Origin of the sequence: Streptomyces sp. A5-4 (genome assembly GCF_051131715.1) — a bacterium.
Classification (GTDB): domain Bacteria; phylum Actinomycetota; class Actinomycetes; order Streptomycetales; family Streptomycetaceae; genus Streptomyces.
This window is the reverse complement of record NZ_CP178591.1, coordinates 1,470,719-1,486,482: the sequence shown is the minus strand read 5'-3', so window position 1 is coordinate 1,486,482 and position 15,764 is coordinate 1,470,719. Positions and strand designations below refer to the sequence as shown.

At 70.5% G+C, this 15,764-nt stretch carries 16 protein-coding genes; 9 read left to right on the top strand and 7 right to left on the bottom strand.

All coding sequences use genetic code 11. From position 1 onward, the window contains the following. Positions 1–10: 10 nt before the first annotated feature. From ACLLJJ_RS06875 to ACLLJJ_RS06860, 4 genes are all read right to left on the bottom strand, one after another. On the bottom strand, positions 11–808 hold the full coding sequence (locus ACLLJJ_RS06875; protein WP_434588375.1) for an SURF1 family cytochrome oxidase biogenesis protein: 798 nt from the start codon (positions 806–808) through the stop codon (positions 11–13). A 117-nt stretch (positions 809–925) separates the two neighbouring features. After that, positions 926–1,159: a hypothetical protein gene (locus tag ACLLJJ_RS06870; RefSeq protein ID WP_347121969.1), complete on the bottom strand. Its 234-nt coding sequence runs from the start codon at positions 1,157–1,159 to the stop codon at positions 926–928. 64 nt (positions 1,160–1,223) lie between these two features. Continuing rightward, positions 1,224–2,210: a DEDDh family exonuclease gene (locus ACLLJJ_RS06865; protein ID WP_434588374.1), complete on the bottom strand. Its 987-nt coding sequence runs from the start codon at positions 2,208–2,210 to the stop codon at positions 1,224–1,226. Beyond that, entirely contained in the window at positions 2,207–2,860 is a 654-nt protein-coding gene (locus ACLLJJ_RS06860) for a TetR/AcrR family transcriptional regulator (protein ID WP_434588373.1), read from the bottom strand. Before ACLLJJ_RS06860 ends, ACLLJJ_RS06865 begins: the two co-directional genes overlap by 4 nt. A 160-nt stretch (positions 2,861–3,020) precedes the next feature. Between ACLLJJ_RS06860 and ACLLJJ_RS06855 the strand changes: the two genes are divergently transcribed. The 5 genes from ACLLJJ_RS06855 to ACLLJJ_RS06835 all read left to right on the top strand — a co-directional run bounded on the left by ACLLJJ_RS06855 (position 3,021) and on the right by ACLLJJ_RS06835 (position 8,069). Further along, positions 3,021–3,818: an acetoacetate decarboxylase family protein gene (locus tag ACLLJJ_RS06855; protein WP_434588372.1), complete on the top strand. Its 798-nt coding sequence runs from the start codon at positions 3,021–3,023 to the stop codon at positions 3,816–3,818. After that, positions 3,818–4,702: an SDR family NAD(P)-dependent oxidoreductase gene (locus ACLLJJ_RS06850; protein ID WP_434588371.1), complete on the top strand. Its 885-nt coding sequence runs from the start codon at positions 3,818–3,820 to the stop codon at positions 4,700–4,702. The genes ACLLJJ_RS06855 and ACLLJJ_RS06850 overlap by 1 nt, the downstream gene beginning before the upstream one ends. 98 nt (positions 4,703–4,800) lie before the next feature. Beyond that, positions 4,801–6,081 (top strand): amidohydrolase family protein, encoded by a 1,281-nt coding sequence (locus ACLLJJ_RS06845; protein ID WP_434588370.1) that lies wholly within the window; start codon positions 4,801–4,803, stop codon positions 6,079–6,081. Then, the gene (locus ACLLJJ_RS06840) at positions 6,081–7,316 is read left to right on the top strand and encodes an amidohydrolase family protein (protein ID WP_434588369.1); all 1,236 of its coding nucleotides are present in this window, start codon (positions 6,081–6,083) and stop codon (positions 7,314–7,316) included. Before ACLLJJ_RS06845 ends, ACLLJJ_RS06840 begins: the two co-directional genes overlap by 1 nt. Before the next feature lie 24 nt (positions 7,317–7,340). Further along, positions 7,341–8,069 (top strand): VIT1/CCC1 transporter family protein, encoded by a 729-nt coding sequence (locus ACLLJJ_RS06835; protein ID WP_434588368.1) that lies wholly within the window; start codon positions 7,341–7,343, stop codon positions 8,067–8,069. 3 nt (positions 8,070–8,072) lie between these two features. On the opposite strand, the gene ACLLJJ_RS06830 is transcribed toward ACLLJJ_RS06835, so the two are convergent. Next, positions 8,073–8,363 carry a hypothetical protein gene (locus ACLLJJ_RS06830; protein WP_434588367.1) on the bottom strand — a complete coding sequence of 97 codons (291 nt, stop codon included), beginning with the start codon at positions 8,361–8,363 and terminating at the stop codon, positions 8,073–8,075. A gap of 194 nt (positions 8,364–8,557) precedes the next feature. Between ACLLJJ_RS06830 and ACLLJJ_RS06825 the strand changes: the two genes are divergently transcribed. Further along, positions 8,558–9,511, top strand: a complete 954-nt coding sequence (locus tag ACLLJJ_RS06825; RefSeq protein WP_434588366.1) for a sterol desaturase family protein — start codon at positions 8,558–8,560, stop codon at positions 9,509–9,511. Then, positions 9,508–10,173, top strand: a complete 666-nt coding sequence (locus ACLLJJ_RS06820; protein ID WP_434588365.1) for a lysoplasmalogenase — start codon at positions 9,508–9,510, stop codon at positions 10,171–10,173. The genes ACLLJJ_RS06825 and ACLLJJ_RS06820 overlap by 4 nt, the downstream gene beginning before the upstream one ends. A gap of 83 nt (positions 10,174–10,256) precedes the next feature. Here ACLLJJ_RS06820 and ACLLJJ_RS06815 read toward each other — a convergent pair whose 3' ends face one another. Then, positions 10,257–11,810, bottom strand: a complete 1,554-nt coding sequence (locus ACLLJJ_RS06815; protein WP_434588364.1) for a S8 family peptidase — start codon at positions 11,808–11,810, stop codon at positions 10,257–10,259. A gap of 53 nt (positions 11,811–11,863) precedes the next feature. After that, positions 11,864–13,393 carry a S8 family peptidase gene (locus tag ACLLJJ_RS06810; RefSeq protein ID WP_434588363.1) on the bottom strand — a complete coding sequence of 510 codons (1,530 nt, stop codon included), beginning with the start codon at positions 13,391–13,393 and terminating at the stop codon, positions 11,864–11,866. Between the two features lie 238 nt (positions 13,394–13,631). Between ACLLJJ_RS06810 and ACLLJJ_RS06805 the strand changes: the two genes are divergently transcribed. Continuing rightward, positions 13,632–13,997: a DUF485 domain-containing protein gene (locus ACLLJJ_RS06805; RefSeq protein WP_283516746.1), complete on the top strand. Its 366-nt coding sequence runs from the start codon at positions 13,632–13,634 to the stop codon at positions 13,995–13,997. Further along, positions 13,994–15,628 carry a solute symporter family protein gene (locus ACLLJJ_RS06800; protein WP_434588362.1) on the top strand — a complete coding sequence of 545 codons (1,635 nt, stop codon included), beginning with the start codon at positions 13,994–13,996 and terminating at the stop codon, positions 15,626–15,628. Before ACLLJJ_RS06805 ends, ACLLJJ_RS06800 begins: the two co-directional genes overlap by 4 nt. Positions 15,629–15,764: the final 136 nt, after the last annotated feature.

The following is a 15,764-nucleotide window of genomic DNA, read 5'->3' as shown; positions in this document are numbered from 1 at the left end:
GGGGCGGGTGTTACGCGGCCGAAGCGGTGGCGGGCTCGGCCCGGTCGCCGTCGCCCGTCCGGGCGGCCTGGGCCCGGTCGCGCACTTCACGGCGTACCAGGATCACCCATCCGACCGGTACCGCGGCGGTGAAGAGCCACCACTGGACGGCGTACGCCATGTGCGGGCCGATGGAGTCCGCGTCGGGGGCGGGCACCAGCTCGGGCTTGGGGCCGGGGACGGGCTCGGTCTGCTCGATGTAGCCACCGAGGACGGGCCTGCCGAGCGCCTTGGCCTGCTGGGCGCTGTTGATCAGCATGATGTGCCGGGGCGGCAGCCCGCCCAGGTCCTTGATGCCGCTGCCCGCCTCGGTCTCGTCGGCCTTCAGGCGCCCGGTGACCGTGACTTCGCCCTTGGGGGCGGCCGGGACCTTGGGGTAGGCCTTCTGGTCGGCGCCGAAGGGGACCCACCCGCGGTTGACCAGGACGACGTCACCGTCCTTGAGCACCAGGGGGGTCAGGACGTGATAGCCGACCTGGTCGTCGGCGGAGGTCCGGCGGCGTACGACGACCTCGTGCGCGGTGTCGTACGTGCCGGTGGCCGACACCCGGCGCCAGTAGTCGGCGCGCGGGACGCTGTGTCCGGGGGAGGTGATGTCGCCGATGGCGAGCGGCTCGGCCTTGAGATTGTCCGAGATCAGCTTGTTCTGCGCGACCCGGTGCTCATGGCGGTGCAGCTGCCAGAATCCCAGCTCGATCATCGCGGGGACGAGGAGCAGAACCAGAAGGGTGAGGATCACCCACTGCCGGGAGAACAGGAAGCGGTACACGCCGAAGACGGTACCTGGCGGGGTTTGTCCCGCGGTCGGTGGGTCTGGGGAGTGTCCGGCGGATCTCCGCGGGACACCCCCTGGTCCGGCCGGCTGTGGGGCGGACCCCGGGAAGGCTCAGACCCTGTCGACGATGCCCACCTTCCCCTCCGCGCGGGCGCAGTGGGCGCCGCAGAACCAGTGGCTCTCGACCTCCACGCCCTGGCCGATGATCCGGCACCGGCAGTGCTCGCAGATGGGCGCCATGCGGTGAATGGCGCAGGAGAAGCAGTCGAAGACGTGCACCGCGCCCTGCGCGTGCACCTCGAAGGACATGCCGTAGTCGTTTCCGCAGACCTCGCAACGTGCCATGTGCCACAGGGTGGGACGCGGGGCGCCGGTGGCGCGAGACGGTGACGGGCGAGTCGCCCGACAGTCACCCGTCTGCCGGGGTCACATCCCTCAGCAGCTGGGTGAAGGCCGCCTCGTCGACGACGGGTGTGCCGAAGGACTTGGCCTTGACCGTCTTGGAGGTGGCGGAGTCCGGGTCGTTGGTGACGAGCAGGCTGGTGAGCCGCGACAGGCTCGTCGCGATGTGCAGCCCGGCCTCGACCGCCCGGTCCTCCAGCAGCTCGCGGTCCACCGAGGTGTCCCCGGAGAACGCGATGCGCATGCCCTGCTTCAGCAGCTTCCCCGGCTCGTACCGCCCGGGGTTCGGGTGCGGGCAGGTCGGCCGCTTGCGGGACGGCCGCCAGCTGCCCTGCCCGTACGAGGAGGGCGCGGAGGCCTGGTAACCGATCCGGGGCTTCGCCGGGGAGTCCGACCACTCGGTGAGCGGCAGGCATTCGAGCAACGGCAGCCGCACCCCGTCACGGGCCGCCGCGTGCAGGCTCGGGCGGAACGCCTCGGCCAGCACCCGCGCGTCGTCGAGGGCGTGGTGCGCGCGCTGCTGCACCACACCGAAGTGCGCGGCGAGGGACTCCAGCTTGTGGTTGGGCAGCGGCAGCCGCAGCTCCTTGGAGAGTGCGATGGTGCACAACCGCTGCGCCACCGGTGCGACGCGCGCCGCCCGTGCGTACTCCCGGGAGATCATCGACCAGTCGAACATCGCGTTGTGCGCGACGAGGACCCGGCCGTCGAGCCGCTCGGACAGCTGGCCCGCGATCTCCGGGAAGAGCGGGGCGCCTTCGAGCACATCGGTGGTCAGCCCGTGGATCCAGACGGGCCCGGGGTCACGCTCGGGGTTGACCAGTGTGTACCAGTGGTCCTCGACATTGCCTCTGGCGTCCAGCCGGTAGACGGCAGCGGAGATGATCCGGTCGTCGCGCGCGAGTCCGGTGGTCTCGACGTCGACGACCGCGTACCCCTGTGGGTAGGCGGTCGGCCACGGCGCTGCTGTCGTGTGGTCTTCGAGCATGGTCACTGAGGATACGGGCCATCACTGACAGTCTTGTCATCCCGGGTGAGCAGAGCCCCGACAAGCGCCCGCACGGAGTTGACGAAGAGCCGTTCGGAGTCGACCGGTCGCGCCAGCGCGCGGGCGAGGGCCGGGTCGCCCTCCGCCGCCGCCGCGTCCCACAGGTCCTCCTCGCCGGGGTGCTGGGCCGGGGCGCGTTCGCGGTTGCGCTCGACGAGGACGTACCCGACGACCTGGAACTGCACGGCCCGTACGACCTCGGCGGCCCGCGCGCCGCGCACCCCCGCCGCGTGCACCTCGTGGACGAGGGCCTGCTGGGCGGGCAGGAACATCCGCTCGGTGAGGCCGCGTTCGTGGACCATCGCGACGAGATGCGGATGGTCGCGCAGATCGCGGCGCAGGGCGCGCGCGACGGAGACGACGCGCTCCTCGGGCGTGCGCCCGCGCGGCCGGATCTCGGCCAGCTCGTCGACGGTGCGCTCGACGAGGGCGTCGAGCAGCGACTGGCGGTTGCCGATGTGCCAGTAGATGGAGGTCACGGCGGTGCCGAGCTCGGCGGCGAGCTTGCGCATCGTGAGGGCCTGCGGGCCGTGCTGCTTGACGAGGCGCGCGGCGGCTTCCACGACCTCTTCGCGGGTCAGCGCCGGTCTCGTCATGATGTCCCCAATTCTGTTGCCTGCACGGCTCTTTACCCTTCGGCGGCGCCGGTGTAACAGTGTTACAGGACTTCAGGGTGCGGCGCGATTCAGGCGGGACTGTTCCAGGCGGCGCTGCTGCAAGCAGTGCTCAGGCACGACCGACCAAGGGTGGTACGGCATGGCACGCGTACGGTACGGACCGCGCACCGAGGCCGAGATCGCGGCGGCCCGCACAGCGAGTTCCAAGCTCCCCGACATCTGGTCCACCGGAGTGGTGGCGCTCTGGGAGAGCGACCCCGACGCGGTGGCGGCCGTACTGCCGCCGCCCCTCAAGCCCACTTCGCGCCCGCTCGTCCGGGCCAACATCAGCAAGGTCGACCTGCCCGGCTACCCGCTGGGCGCGGGTTCCGTGGCGGTCGCCGCCGAGCACGGGGGGATCGAGGGCTGGTACCCGCTCGTCATGCCGATGACCCACGAACGGGCGCTGATCGGCGGCCGGGAGGTGTTCGGCGAGCCCAAGAAGCTGGGCGAGGTGAGCGTCGAACGCGACGGTCTGGTCGTACGCGCCTCCCTCGCGCGGCACGGCATCGCCTTCGTCGAGGTGCGTGGCGCGGTGGGCGGGGCGCTGCCGCTGCCCGAGCCGGCCGAGAAGGTCGACTTCTACTTCAAGTTCCTTCCCGCGGTGGACGGTCACGGCTTCGACGCGGACCCGGTCCTGGTGCACTGCACGCGCAACGAGAAGATGCGCAAACTGGAGCGGATCACCGGCGACGTGGTGCTGCGCGAGTCGATGTACGACCCCATCGCTGATCTGCCGGTGCGCCGTCTGGTGGGGATCACCATCGGCGAGAAGACGACCGACCAGCGGGGCCGGGTCGTCGAGCGGGTGAGCGCGCAGGCCCTCCTGCCGTACATCCACCAGCGCTACGACGACCCGCAGCAGATCCTCGACGGCCCGCCGGAGGGGAGCTTCTGATGGAGTTGCGGGAGGGGCAGGTCGCTGTGGTGACGGGCGCGGCGAGTGGCATCGGGCTCGCGATGGCCCGCCGGTTCGCGGACGAGGGACTGAAGGTCGTCCTCGCCGACGTGGAGGAGGGCGCCCTGGAAAAGGCGGCGGCCGACTTGCGCGAAGGGGGCGCGCAGGTGCTCGCGCGCGCCGTGGACGTCAGCGAACGCGCCAGTGTCATGGCGCTCGCCGACGCGGCGTACGAGGCCTTCGGCGCGGTGCACGTGCTGTGCAACAACGCGGGCGTCGGGTCGGGCGCCGAGGGCCGCATGTGGGAGCACGAACCCAACGACTGGAAGTGGGCGTTCGCGGTCAATGTGTGGGGTGTCTTCCACGGCATCCAGGCGTTCGTACCGCGGATGATCGCGGGCGGTGAGCCGGGCCATGTGGTCAACACCTCGTCGGCGGACGGCGGCATCGCGCCACTGCCGACCGCCTCCGTGTACGCCGTCACCAAGGCGGCCGTCGTCACCATGACCGAGTCCCTGTACGCCCATCTCCGGGCGGAGGGCGCGGAACTGGGCGCCTCGGTGCTCTTCCCCGGACCGCACATGCTGCGCACCGGGCTGTGGGAGTCGCACCGCAATCGGCCGGAGCGGTACGCGAAGGAACGACCTCGCAGGACGCCGTACCGCAGCCTCGGGCAGTGGGAGTCGGCGATGCGGGAGGCCGGGCACGAGATCGAGTTCACACCGGTCGAGCAGGTCGCCGAGGTCGTCGTCGAAGGGATCAGGGCCGACCGCTTCTGGATGCTTCCGGCGAGCGAGCACAGCGACCGGCAGATCCGCGCCAGGTCGCAGTCGATGCTCGACCGCGCCAACCCGTCGTACCTGGAGAACTTCATTCTCGACTGAGACCGGTCGCGGCCGGCACCGACCCGTCAGGGCCGGCGCCGGCCCACCACGACCGGCTCGACTGCTTCGACTCATTTCATTCGACCGAGGTGTGTGTGATGACAGAGCGGGACCCGTACCTGATCATCTCCTCCGACTGCCACGCCGGACTGCCGACCGAGCAGTACCGGCCCTATCTGGACAGCGCCTTCCACCGGCCCTTCGACGAATTCCTCGGGCAGCGCGACGCCCGCCGCGAGGAGATGACACGGCTTGGGGTGCGCAACGAGGCCTTCGCCACCAAGTGGTTCGAGGACAACGAGGAAGGGCTGCGCGGCGGTTGGGACACCGCGCGGCGGATCAAGGAACTCGACGGTGACGGGGTGGCGGCCGAGGTCGTCTTCCCCGACGCCGATGCCGTCGACAGCCGGACCGCGGCCCCCTTCGGGGTGGGCCTGGGGCTCTCCGGCGACCAGGACCCCGACCTCGGCATGGCGGGCGCGCAGGCGCACAACCGCTGGCTCGCCGAGTTCGTGTCCGAGTACCCGCAACGGCACTGCGGGGTCGCCCTGCTGCCCATCACGGGCGAGGTGGACCGGGTCGTCGCCGAGGTGCACCGGGCCAAGGAGTCCGGGCTCGGCGCGCTGATGATCCCCTCGATGTGGGTCGACAAGGCGCCCTACCACGACCGTCGTTACGACCCGGTATGGGCGGCGGCCGCCGAGACGGGGATGCCGATCGTCACGCACTCCGGCGCCGCGCCGCGCCACGAATACGGCGACCACCTGGGCATCTACGTCTCCGAAGTGACCTGGTGGCCCGCGCGGCCCCTGTGGTTCCTGCTCTGGTCCGGCGTCTTCGAGCGCCACCCCGGGCTGAAGTTCGGCGTCGCGGAGTCCGGCTGCTGGTGGCTGCCCAACCAGCTGTGGTTCATGGACCGGCTGTATCTGGGCGCGCACGGCGGAAAGAAGCTGTCGCCGTTCGCGGAACTGAAACGGCCGCCGAGCGAGTACCTGGACCGCCAGATCTTCATCTGCGCCACCAACACCAAGCGGCGTGAGCTCGCCCAGCGCTACGAGATCGGCGTCGACAACATCCTCTGGGGCAGCGACTTCCCGCATCCCGAGGGCACCTGGCCCGACACGCGCGCGTGGCTGCGGAAAACCTTCCACGACATCCCGGTCGCCGAGACCCGGCGGATGCTCGGCCTGGCCGCCGCCGATGTCTTCGGCTTCGACACGGCGGAGCTCGCCCCGGTCGCCGAGCGTATCGGCCCGACGCCGGACGACCTCGGTCAGAGCGCCGACCAGCCCGCGGTCGAGGCCACCTGGGCGAAGTCGCGCGAGGTGGGCAGGCACTGGCTGACCGACCACGACTTCCCGCAGCTGGGAGTCCTGTGATGGACCGGCACCAGGACCGCTACACCGTCATTTCCGCCGACTGCCACGCGGGCGCCGACCTCCTCGACTACCGGCCGTACCTGGAGAAGCGCCACCACGACGACTTCGACGCCTGGGCGGCGACGTACATCAACCCGTACGAGGACCTCCTCGCGGACACGGCGGACCGCAACTGGAACTCCGCGCGCCGCGTCGCCGAGCTGGAGGCCGACGGGATCGTCGCCGAGGTCGTCTTCCCCAACACCATCCCGCCCTTCTTCCCCAGTGCCTCACTGATGGCGCCCGCGCCGTCGAAGGCGGAGTACGAACAGAGGTGGGCCGGGCTGCGGGCCCACAACCGCTGGCTGGCAGACTTCTGCGACGCGGTGCCCGGACGGCGGGCCGGTGTCGCCCAGATCCTGCTCAACGACGTGGACGAGGCGGTGCGGGAGGTCCGGCGGGTCAAGGAGGCCGGCCTCACCGGCGGCATCCTGCTGCCCGGCGCCCCACCCGGATCGGGGATACCCGAGCTCTACTCGCAGACGTACGACCCGCTCTGGGCGGTGTGCGAGGAGCTGGACGTACCGGTGAACCACCACGGCGGGTCCGCGTCCCCGCCGCTGGGGGACGAACCGGCCGCTCGCGCCGTCTTCATGGTGGAGACCACCTGGTTCTCGCACCGGGCGCTGTGGCACCTGATCTTCGGCGGGGCGTTCCGCCGTCACCCCGGACTGCGACTGGTCCTGACCGAGCAGGGCTCCGGCTGGATCCCCGGCGTCGTCGAGATGCTCGACTACTACCACTCACGCCTGGTCGCGGCGGCTTCCCCGGCCGTCACCGCGGAGTCCAAGTTCGGTGCGGGGCTTGCCGATTCGATGGGGAACAGCCCCAGCGACGTCTGGCGCGACAACTGCTTCGTCGGCGCCAGTTTCATGCGCCCGCACGAGGTCCCGCTGCGTGACCGGATAGGCCTGGACAAGATCATGTGGGGTTGCGACTACCCCCATGACGAGGGCACCACGCCGTACTCCCGCGAGGGCCTGCGGATCGCGTACGCCGGTCTGCCGAGGGACGAGATCGCGACCATGGTCGGCGGCAACGCGGCCCGTGTGTACGGCTTCGACCTCGCGGCGCTCGACCGGATCGCCGCGCGGGTCGGCCCCACGGTGCAGGAGATCGACGAACCGCTCAAGGAGGTGCCGCCCGGTGCGACCAGCCCCGCGTTCGCACCGGGCGGGTCGGTACGCGTCTGGTGAAGCACCGGGTGAGACCGTCGGCGGATGACCGATACGACGGACGACCGCGCCGGGACCCATGAGGAAGCGCACGGCGGGGGCCTCGGCGCGCGGCTGAACTGGCTGCGCGCCGGGGTCCTCGGGGCCAATGACGGGGTGGTCTCCACCGCGGGCATCGTCGTCGGCGTGGCCGGCGCGACGGACGAGCGCGCCGCGTTGCTGACGGCGGGCCTCGCGGGGCTGCTGGCCGGTTCGATGTCGATGGCGGCGGGGGAGTACGTATCCGTCTCGACGCAGCGCGATTCGGAGAAAGCGGCGCTGGCCCAGGAGACCCGGGAGCTGCGGGAGCAGCCGGAGGCGGAACTGGCCGAGCTGGCCGCGCTGTTGTCCGCGCGCGGTCTGTCGACGGAGGTGGCGCGGGAGGCGGCGGAGCAACTGACGGAGCGGGACGCGTTGCGGGCGCACGCGCGCGTGGAGCTCAATATCGACCCGGACGACCTGACCGACCCCTGGCGGGCGGCGGGCGCGAGCTTCGTCTCCTTCACGCTGGGGGCGCTGCTGCCTCTGCTGGCGATCGTCCTGCCGCCCGCTTCCTGGCGGTTGCCGGTCACGGTGGTCTCGGTGCTGGTCGCCCTGGCCCTGACGGGCTGGGGCAGCGCCCGCCTGGGCACGGCGCCGCCCCGCCCCGCGGTGCTGCGCAATGTGGCGGGCGGGGCGCTGGCCATGGCGGTGACGTACGGGGTGGGGTCGCTGCTGGGCGCGGCGGGGGTGTGAGGGTCAGACCCTGGAGCGGGTTGTCAGGATGCGGGAGGACGGGACGGGGTCGCTGCCCACGACCCGGGTGTCGTCGGACACCCTGATCGTGAGTTCCGTCAGATCGGCCAACGCGCCCAGGTCGAGGGGGCCGCGCGGGGTGCAGCGCGACAGGCTGAGATCGCGAAGCGCCGGGAGATCGCGCAGCGGCCCCAGGCCCCCCGAAATGGTGCACTCCATCAGCGAGAGCCGGCGCACCCCGGTGAACCGGCCGAGCATTCCGAGATCGAGCGAATCCTGGTGGCCGCCCAACATGGCTTAGCTCAGGGCGATTTGACGCTCCCTGCGCCGATGCTGGCCGGATCGGCGCGGAAGCCCGGACCGGCGGGCGGCCCCGGTGACGTCACCCGCGCCCCACCAGAACCGCCGGGACCGCTGACATCGCGTCTTACATACTTGTCGGTAACAACCCCTAGCGAGACGCTCGGCCCCGCCTTTAAAGTGCGGGCATGCCGAACCTGCCCGATGTCGTGCTGTGGTCGATACCGGCCTTCGTCCTGCTCACCGTGATCGAAGTGGTGAGCTACCGCCTGCATCCCGACGAGGACGCTATCGGGTACGAGACCAAGGACGCCGTCACCAGCGTCGGCATGGGCCTGGGCAGCATCGCGTTCGACATCCTGTGGAAGATCCCGATTGTCGCGATCTACATGGCGGTGTACGAGCTGACGCCCGCCCGCGTCCCCGTCCTGTGGTGGACGATCCTGCTGATGCTGCTCGCGCAGGACTTCTTCTACTACTGGTCGCACCGGGGCCACCACGTCATCCGCGTTCTGTGGGCCTGCCACGTCGTGCACCACTCCAGCCGCAACTTCAACTTCACCACCGCGCTCCGCCAGCCGTGGACGTCCCTCACCGTCTGGCCGTTCTATCTGCCGCTGATCGCCTGCGGAGTGCACCCGGCGGCGCTCGCGTTCTGCTCGTCCGCGAACCTCGTCTACCAGTTCTGGGTCCACACCGAGCGGGTCGACAAGCTGCCGCGCCCCTTCGAATACGTCCTGAACACGCCGTCCCACCACCGCGTCCACCACGCCTCCCAGGGCGGCTACCTGGACCGGAACTTCGGCGGCATCCTGATCCTCTGGGACCGGCTCTTCGGCTCCTTCGCGGCCGAGACCGAGCGGCCCGTCTACGGCCTCACGAAGAACATCGAGACGTACAACCCGCTGCGCGTCGCGACCCACGAGTACGCCGCCATCGCCCGCGACGTACGCGCGGCGACGAGCTGGCGCGAGCGTGCGGGACGCGTCTTCGGCGGCCCCGGCTGGCAGCCGGAGGCACGGAAGACGCCCGCGCCGGAGGCCGGGCCGGGCGTCGTACCCGCCGCGCCCGCCGCCACGTCGGAGGCCGCGCCCGCCGCCCCGGCAGCCACCGGTGTCCAGCAGCCGGAGCCCGCCGCATGAGGCGCGGCGCCCCCGCTCGCCTTCTCCTCGCCGCCTTCGCCGTCGCGACCGCCGCCGACCTCGTTTCGCTGCTGGCCGGCGCCGACCTCGGGCACCAGATCGCCAAGCCCCTGCTGATGCCCCTGCTCGCCGCGTACGTCGTGGCGCGCGGCGGCCCCACCCTGCTGGTCGTGGCGCTGCTCTTCGGCTGGGGCGGCGATGTCTTCCTGCTCTTCGACGCCGACCCCGCCTTCATGGCCGGCATGGGCTCCTTCGCCGCGGGACACGTCTGCTACCTGCTGCTCTTCCGCCGGACACGGACCAACCCGTACCTCGGCGCCGGATACGCCGTCGCCCTCGTCGTCACCGTGCTGCTGCTCTGGCCCGACCTGCCGGCCGAACTGCGTGTCCCGGTCGCCGGATACAGCCTCCTGCTCACCGTCATGGCGCTGCGGGCGGGCGGGCTCGGGCTGTATGCCGGGCTCGGCGGTGCGCTCTTCCTGCTCTCCGACACCCTCATCGCCACCGGTGTCGCCGAGTGGCCCCAGCTGCCCGCGCCCGATTTCTGGATCATGTTCACCTATGCGGCGGCGCAGTACCTGCTGGCCACCGATGTGCTCGCGCGGCAGGCCGGCACGCCGGTGAGCCCCCGCCCGGCCGTCGGCGACACCGTCCGCACCTGAGACCGGGCCGCCACGGCCCGCGGCGCCCGCTACGGGAAACGGGCCGCCCGGAGAGCGGGCGGCCCGTTTCTGTGGAAGGGGCGTTACTTCTTGGTCACCGCGTCCAGGGCGTCGGCGATACCGACCCCGTAGAAGCCGTTGCGGTTCTTGCCGCCCTCGCACACCGCGTCGGCCTTGCCGTCGCCGTCGATGTCGTACGGGTCCGTGCACGGCGTCCTGTCGGCCTGCGCCGCGAGAAGCGCCTTGACCTTCGCCGCGGAGGCGTGCGGGTGCGTGCTCTTGATGAGCGCCGCGACACCCGCCACGTGCGGGGAGGCCATCGACGTACCGGCCATGTAGGCCCACTGGCCGCCCGGCACGGGGCCGAGGATCAGGCCGCTGGTCGCGGGGGCCCGCGGCGGCTGGTACGCCGTGCTGTCGCCGCCGGGGGCCGCGATGTCGATGACGCCGCGACCGTAGTTGGAGAACGAGGACTTGATGCCCTTGGCTCCGGTCGACGCGACGGTGACGACGCCGGGCAGCTGGGTCGGCGCGTCCAGGCACTCGGACGGGTCGATGTCACGCTCCACCGGCGTCGAGTCGTTCGGGCTGGTGGTGTCGTTGATCGTGTCGGCGGCGAGGTCGAAGTTCGAGTTGCCCGCCGCGGCGACGTTCACCGTGCCCTTCTTCTCCGCGTACAGCGACGCCCGGGTGATGGCGTCGACGAGCGCCTTCTGGTCCGGGTCGTCCTTGCAGTTGAACATCCACGGGTCGGTGTAATAGCTGTTGTTGGTCACATCGACGCCGTGCTCGGCCGCCCAGATGAACCCGCAGACGACGGACTCGGTGTAGAAGAAGCCCGCCGTCGTGGACACCTTGATGCCGGACACCTTGACGCCGGGCGCGACCCCGGTGACGCCGACGCCGTTCTTCGCGGCGGCGATCTCGCCCGCCACATGCGTGCCGTGCGGGCTCTCCTCGGCGGACGGGCGCCAGGCGCCGTCCGTCGTGTCCGGCTTGCCCGTCACGCAATTGACCGACGCCGCGCGGTCGAAGTTCGGCGCGAGGTCCGGGTGGGTGTCGTCGACGCCCGTGTCGATCACCGCGACGGTGACCTCCTTGCTGCCGAGCGTCTTCTTGTGGGCCTTGTCCGCCTTGATCGCGGGCAGGTCCCACTGCAACGGCTGCAGCGGGTCCTCGCCCGCGACCGCCCGGGTGGACGCCGCCTTGGCCTGCGCGCCGGTCAGCGCCTTCGGGGTGCCGACGTCCTTCGTGGACTGGGCGGGCAGCGGCGCGGTACGGGTGGCGCCCGCCGACTGGACGCCCTTGGCCTTGCGGATGGTCTTCGCGAAGGCGTCGTCCGACGAGTGGACGACGATCACGCCGATCTGGTCGTACGCCTTGACGACGGTGCCGCCCGCCCTGGTGATGGCCTCCTTCACCTTGGCCGCGTTGCCGTGCCCGGGGCGCACGTTGACGACGTAACTCAGCGGCGTACCGGCCGCGCTCCGCAGGGCCGCCGCCGGGGAGGCGGCGTCGGCCGAAGGCGCGGTGGTCGCGGCGGCGGTGCCCGGGAGGAAGGCGAGGGCGGCGGTTATCGCCAGGCCGGCGGGTATCGCCACGGTCCGACGGGACCAGTGGGTGCGGGGCGACGTCATGAGATCTCCGGTTCTTCGGGGCGGTCGGGGGAGAGCCACTTCTTCGGGGAGATTCACTTCTTCACGGCGTCGAGGGCGTCGACGATGCCGGAGCCGTAGTAGCCGTTGACGCGCTTGCCGCCCTCACAGGTGGTGGCCTCGACCCAGTTGCCGGCCGTGTCGTACACGTGGCTCGGGCAGCCCGGGTTGTCCGCCTGCTTCTTGAGCATCTTCTGGAGCTGCGCGGGGCTCGCCTTCGGGTGCGCGCTCTTGAGCAGCGCCGCGACGCCCGCCACGTGCGGGGTGGCCATGGAGGTGCCCTGCTTGTAGCCGTAACCGCCGTTCAGGACGGTCGACAGAACCCGGCCGTTTGCGTCGGGCGTGCCCGGAATCTGGTACTTGTCGCCGCCGGGAGCCGCCACGTCGGCCACGCCGTAGCCGTAGCTGGAGTAGTACGACTTGACGTCCTTGTCACCCGTCGCGGTGACGGTGACCACGCCGGGCAACTGGGTCGGCGCGTCGAGGCACTCCGACGGGTCGATGGTGCGCGTGGCCGGCGTGGAGTCGTTGGGGCTCGACGTGTCGATGAGCGAGTCGGCCGACAGGTCGTAGTCCGAGTTGCCCGCCGCCGCGACGTTCAGGGCGCCCTTGCGCTCCGCGTACTTCGTGGCGCGCGTCAGCGAGTCGAGCAGGGCCTTCTGGTCCGGGTCGTCCTTGCAGTTGAACATCCACGGGTCGACGTAATAGCTGTTGTTGGTCACGTCGATGTCGTGCTCGGCGGCCCACACGAAGCCGCAGACGACGGCCTCGGTGAAGAACAGGCTGGTCCCGGGCTCACTGACCTTGATGCCCGCGACCTTGACGCCCGGCGCGACTCCCGCGACACCCAGCCCGTTGCGCGGCGCCGCGATCGTGCCCGCGACGTGCGTGCCGTGGTCACTGCCGTCGGTGTACGGGCGCCACGCGCCCTCGGAGGAGTCGGCGACGCCGCCGACACAGTTGGCCGACTGGGACTTGGAGAAGTTGGGCGCGAGATCCGGGTGGGTGTCGTCGACCCCGGTGTCGATCACGCCGACGGTGACCCTGCGGCTGCCGTCATTGATCTTGGCGGCCTTGTCGGCCCCGATGGAGCGCAGGTCCCACTGGTTGGCCTCAAGAGGCTCCTGGCCCGGCTCCGCCGCCGCGGCGGCCTTCGCGGCCTCGGCCGCGGACAGCTTCTGGGTGGTGCCTTCCTCGGTGATACCGACCGGCGTGAGCGGGGCGGTGCGGGTGGCGCCGGCCGAGGACACGCCCTTGGCCCTACGTATCTCCTTGCCGAAGTCCGGGTTCTGCGAGTGGACGACGACGACGCCGATCTGCTCGTACGCCGTCACCACGGTCCCGCCGGCCTTGGCTATCGCCTTCTTGACCGACCTGCTGTGGCCGTCCTTGGTATTGACCACGTAGGACATTTTCGGTCCCGTGGGGGCGGCGGTGGCGGTGGCCGGGCCGTCCTGCGGTGCGGCCGTGGCGACCGCCCCTGGCAGGAAGCCGAGCGAGGCCGTCAGCGCCAGTCCGACGGGCAGGGCGAGTGCGCGCTGCCGGCTGGATCCCAGATGAGCCATGGGTTCTCCACATCATCCGTGAGAACCGCCCGTGCGCGGGGTGCACGCGAGCGGGTACATGACGAGTGAAGCTAGCGCCGATCATGCGTTCGTATCAACGAGTTCGGAAAAGATAGTGGCCGATGTCGAACCGCGTCGCCGTGCGCTCCGTGCCGTTGTCAGGGGGACGAGCATCACCGCCCCCCGGCAGTGAGCTCGTACGTCCACCCCGACCGCACCCCCGTCGCGAGGAGAATCCGTGGCAACCGATGCCCCACCGCCCGAGGGCGGCACGGACTTGAGTACAGCAGGACCCACGACGGAGCAGTACGTCGCCATGCAGAACAGCCCCGAATTCGGGGAACTGCGTCGCTCGCACCGTGCCTTCGCCATCCCCCTGACCATTGCCTTCATCGCCTGGTACCTGCTGTACGTGCTGCTGTCCAACTACGCGGGCGGCTTCATGGGCACCAAGCTCTTCGGCAACATCAACGTGGCCCTCGTCTTCGGCCTCGCCCAGTTCCTCACCACCTTCCTCATCGCCTGGTTCTACTCACGCCACGCCGCGACGAAGCTCGACCCGAAGGCGGAAGCCATCAAGTCCCGCATGGAGGCCGACGTATGAGCACCGCGCTGACCACGGTCCAGCTCGCCGCGGTCGGTGACGCCAGCGAGCACCGGCCGCTGATCATCACCCTCTTCGGCCTCTTCGTCGTCGCGACGCTGATCATCACCGTCTGGGCCGGTCGCCAGACCAAGAGCGCCTCGGACTTCTACGCGGGCGGCCGGCAGTTCACCGGCTTCCAGAACGGCCTCGCGATCTCCGGCGACTACATGTCCGCCGCGTCCTTCCTGGGCATCGCCGGCGCCATCGCCCTCTTCGGGTACGACGGCTTCCTCTACTCCATCGGCTTCCTGGTCGCCTGGCTCGTCGCCCTGCTCCTGGTCGCCGAACCGCTGCGCAACTCCGGCCGGTACACGATGGGTGACGTCCTCGCCTACCGCATGCGCCAGCGCCCGGTCCGTACCGCGGCGGGCGCCTCCACCATCGTCGTGTCGATCTTCTACCTGCTCGCGCAGATGGCGGGCGCGGGCGTGCTGGTCTCGCTGCTCCTCGGCATCACCAGCGACGCGGGCAAGATCCTGATTGTCGCCCTGGTCGGCGTCCTGATGATCGTGTACGTGACCATCGGCGGCATGAAGGGCACCACCTGGGTCCAGATGGTCAAAGCGGTCCTGCTCATCACCGGCACCGTGCTGATCACCTTCCTGATCCTGCTGAAGTTCAACTTCAACGTCTCCGACCTGCTCGGCTCCGCCGCGTCGAACAGCGGCAAGGGCTCGGCGTTCCTGGAGCCCGGCCTGAAGTACGGCGCCACCAGCGTCTCCAAGCTCGACTTCATCTCGCTCGGCATCGCCCTGGTCCTGGGCACCGCCGGCCTGCCGCACATCCTGATCCGCTTCTACACGGTCCCGACGGCCAAGGCCGCCCGTAAGTCCGTGAACTGGGCGATCGGCATCATCGGCGGCTTCTACCTGATGACCATCGTGCTGGGCTTCGGCGCCGCGGCGCTGCTCAAGCCGGCCGACATCATCGCCTCCAACAAGGCGGGCAATACGGCGGCGCCACTGGCCGCGCTGGAGATCGGCGGCGGCGCCGGCTCCACCGGCGGCGCGATCCTGCTCGCCGTGATCTCCGCGGTCGCCTTCGCCACCATCCTCGCGGTGGTCGCAGGCCTCACGCTGGCGTCCTCGTCCTCGTTCGCGCACGACATCTACGCCAACGTGATCCGCCGGGGCCAGGCCACCGAGAAGGAAGAGGTCCGCGCCGCCCGCTGGGCGACGGTGGCCATCGGCATCGTCTCCATCGCGCTGGGCGCGCTCGCCCGCGACCTGAACGTGGCCGGTCTGGTCGCCCTCGCCTTCGCCGTCGCCGCGTCCGCGAACCTGCCGACGCTGCTCTACAGCCTGTTCTGGAAGAAATTCACCACCCAGGGCGCGCTGTGGTCCATCTACGGCGGCCTGGCCTCGTCGGTGACCCTGGTGCTCTTCTCGCCGGTGGTCTCCGGCAAGGCTTCGTCGATGTTCCCCGGCGTGGACTTCGCCTGGTTCCCGCTGGAGAACCCCGGCCTCATCTCGATCCCGCTGGGCTTCCTGCTCGGCTGGCTCGGGGCCGTCCTGTCGAAGGACGACGTGGACAAGGACAAGTACGCCGAGCTGGAGGTCAAGTCGCTCACCGGTATCGGAGCGCACTGACCCCGGTTCTCACCGCCCCTTTCCGTGGCCGCGTCGTAGAGTCCTACGACGCGGCCACGCCGCTCTGGTGACTTCGGGCCCCTACCGCTGTCACAGGCGTCGCGTAGGCTCGACAACGTTCCACCATGCTGAATTT

Excerpts from the sequence above, each read along its gene's own strand:
- ACLLJJ_RS06870 (WP_347121969.1), bottom strand. The coding sequence starts at position 1,159 with ATGGCACGTTGCGAGGTCTGCGGAAACGACTACGGCATGTCCTTCGAG.
- ACLLJJ_RS06860 (WP_434588373.1), bottom strand. The coding sequence starts at position 2,860 with ATGACGAGACCGGCGCTGACCCGCGAAGAGGTCGTGGAAGCCGCCGCG.
- ACLLJJ_RS06855 (WP_434588372.1), top strand. The coding sequence starts at position 3,021 with ATGGCACGCGTACGGTACGGACCGCGCACCGAGGCCGAGATCGCGGCG.
- ACLLJJ_RS06850 (WP_434588371.1), top strand. The coding sequence starts at position 3,818 with ATGGAGTTGCGGGAGGGGCAGGTCGCTGTGGTGACGGGCGCGGCGAGT.
- ACLLJJ_RS06845 (WP_434588370.1), top strand. The coding sequence starts at position 4,801 with ATGACAGAGCGGGACCCGTACCTGATCATCTCCTCCGACTGCCACGCC.
- ACLLJJ_RS06840 (WP_434588369.1), top strand. The coding sequence starts at position 6,081 with ATGGACCGGCACCAGGACCGCTACACCGTCATTTCCGCCGACTGCCAC.
- ACLLJJ_RS06835 (WP_434588368.1), top strand. The coding sequence starts at position 7,341 with ATGACCGATACGACGGACGACCGCGCCGGGACCCATGAGGAAGCGCAC.
- ACLLJJ_RS06830 (WP_434588367.1), bottom strand. The coding sequence starts at position 8,363 with ATGTTGGGCGGCCACCAGGATTCGCTCGATCTCGGAATGCTCGGCCGG.
- ACLLJJ_RS06825 (WP_434588366.1), top strand. The coding sequence starts at position 8,558 with ATGCCGAACCTGCCCGATGTCGTGCTGTGGTCGATACCGGCCTTCGTC.
- ACLLJJ_RS06820 (WP_434588365.1), top strand. The coding sequence starts at position 9,508 with ATGAGGCGCGGCGCCCCCGCTCGCCTTCTCCTCGCCGCCTTCGCCGTC.
- ACLLJJ_RS06815 (WP_434588364.1), bottom strand. The coding sequence starts at position 11,810 with ATGACGTCGCCCCGCACCCACTGGTCCCGTCGGACCGTGGCGATACCC.
- ACLLJJ_RS06810 (WP_434588363.1), bottom strand. The coding sequence starts at position 13,393 with ATGGCTCATCTGGGATCCAGCCGGCAGCGCGCACTCGCCCTGCCCGTC.
- ACLLJJ_RS06800 (WP_434588362.1), top strand. The coding sequence starts at position 13,994 with ATGAGCACCGCGCTGACCACGGTCCAGCTCGCCGCGGTCGGTGACGCC.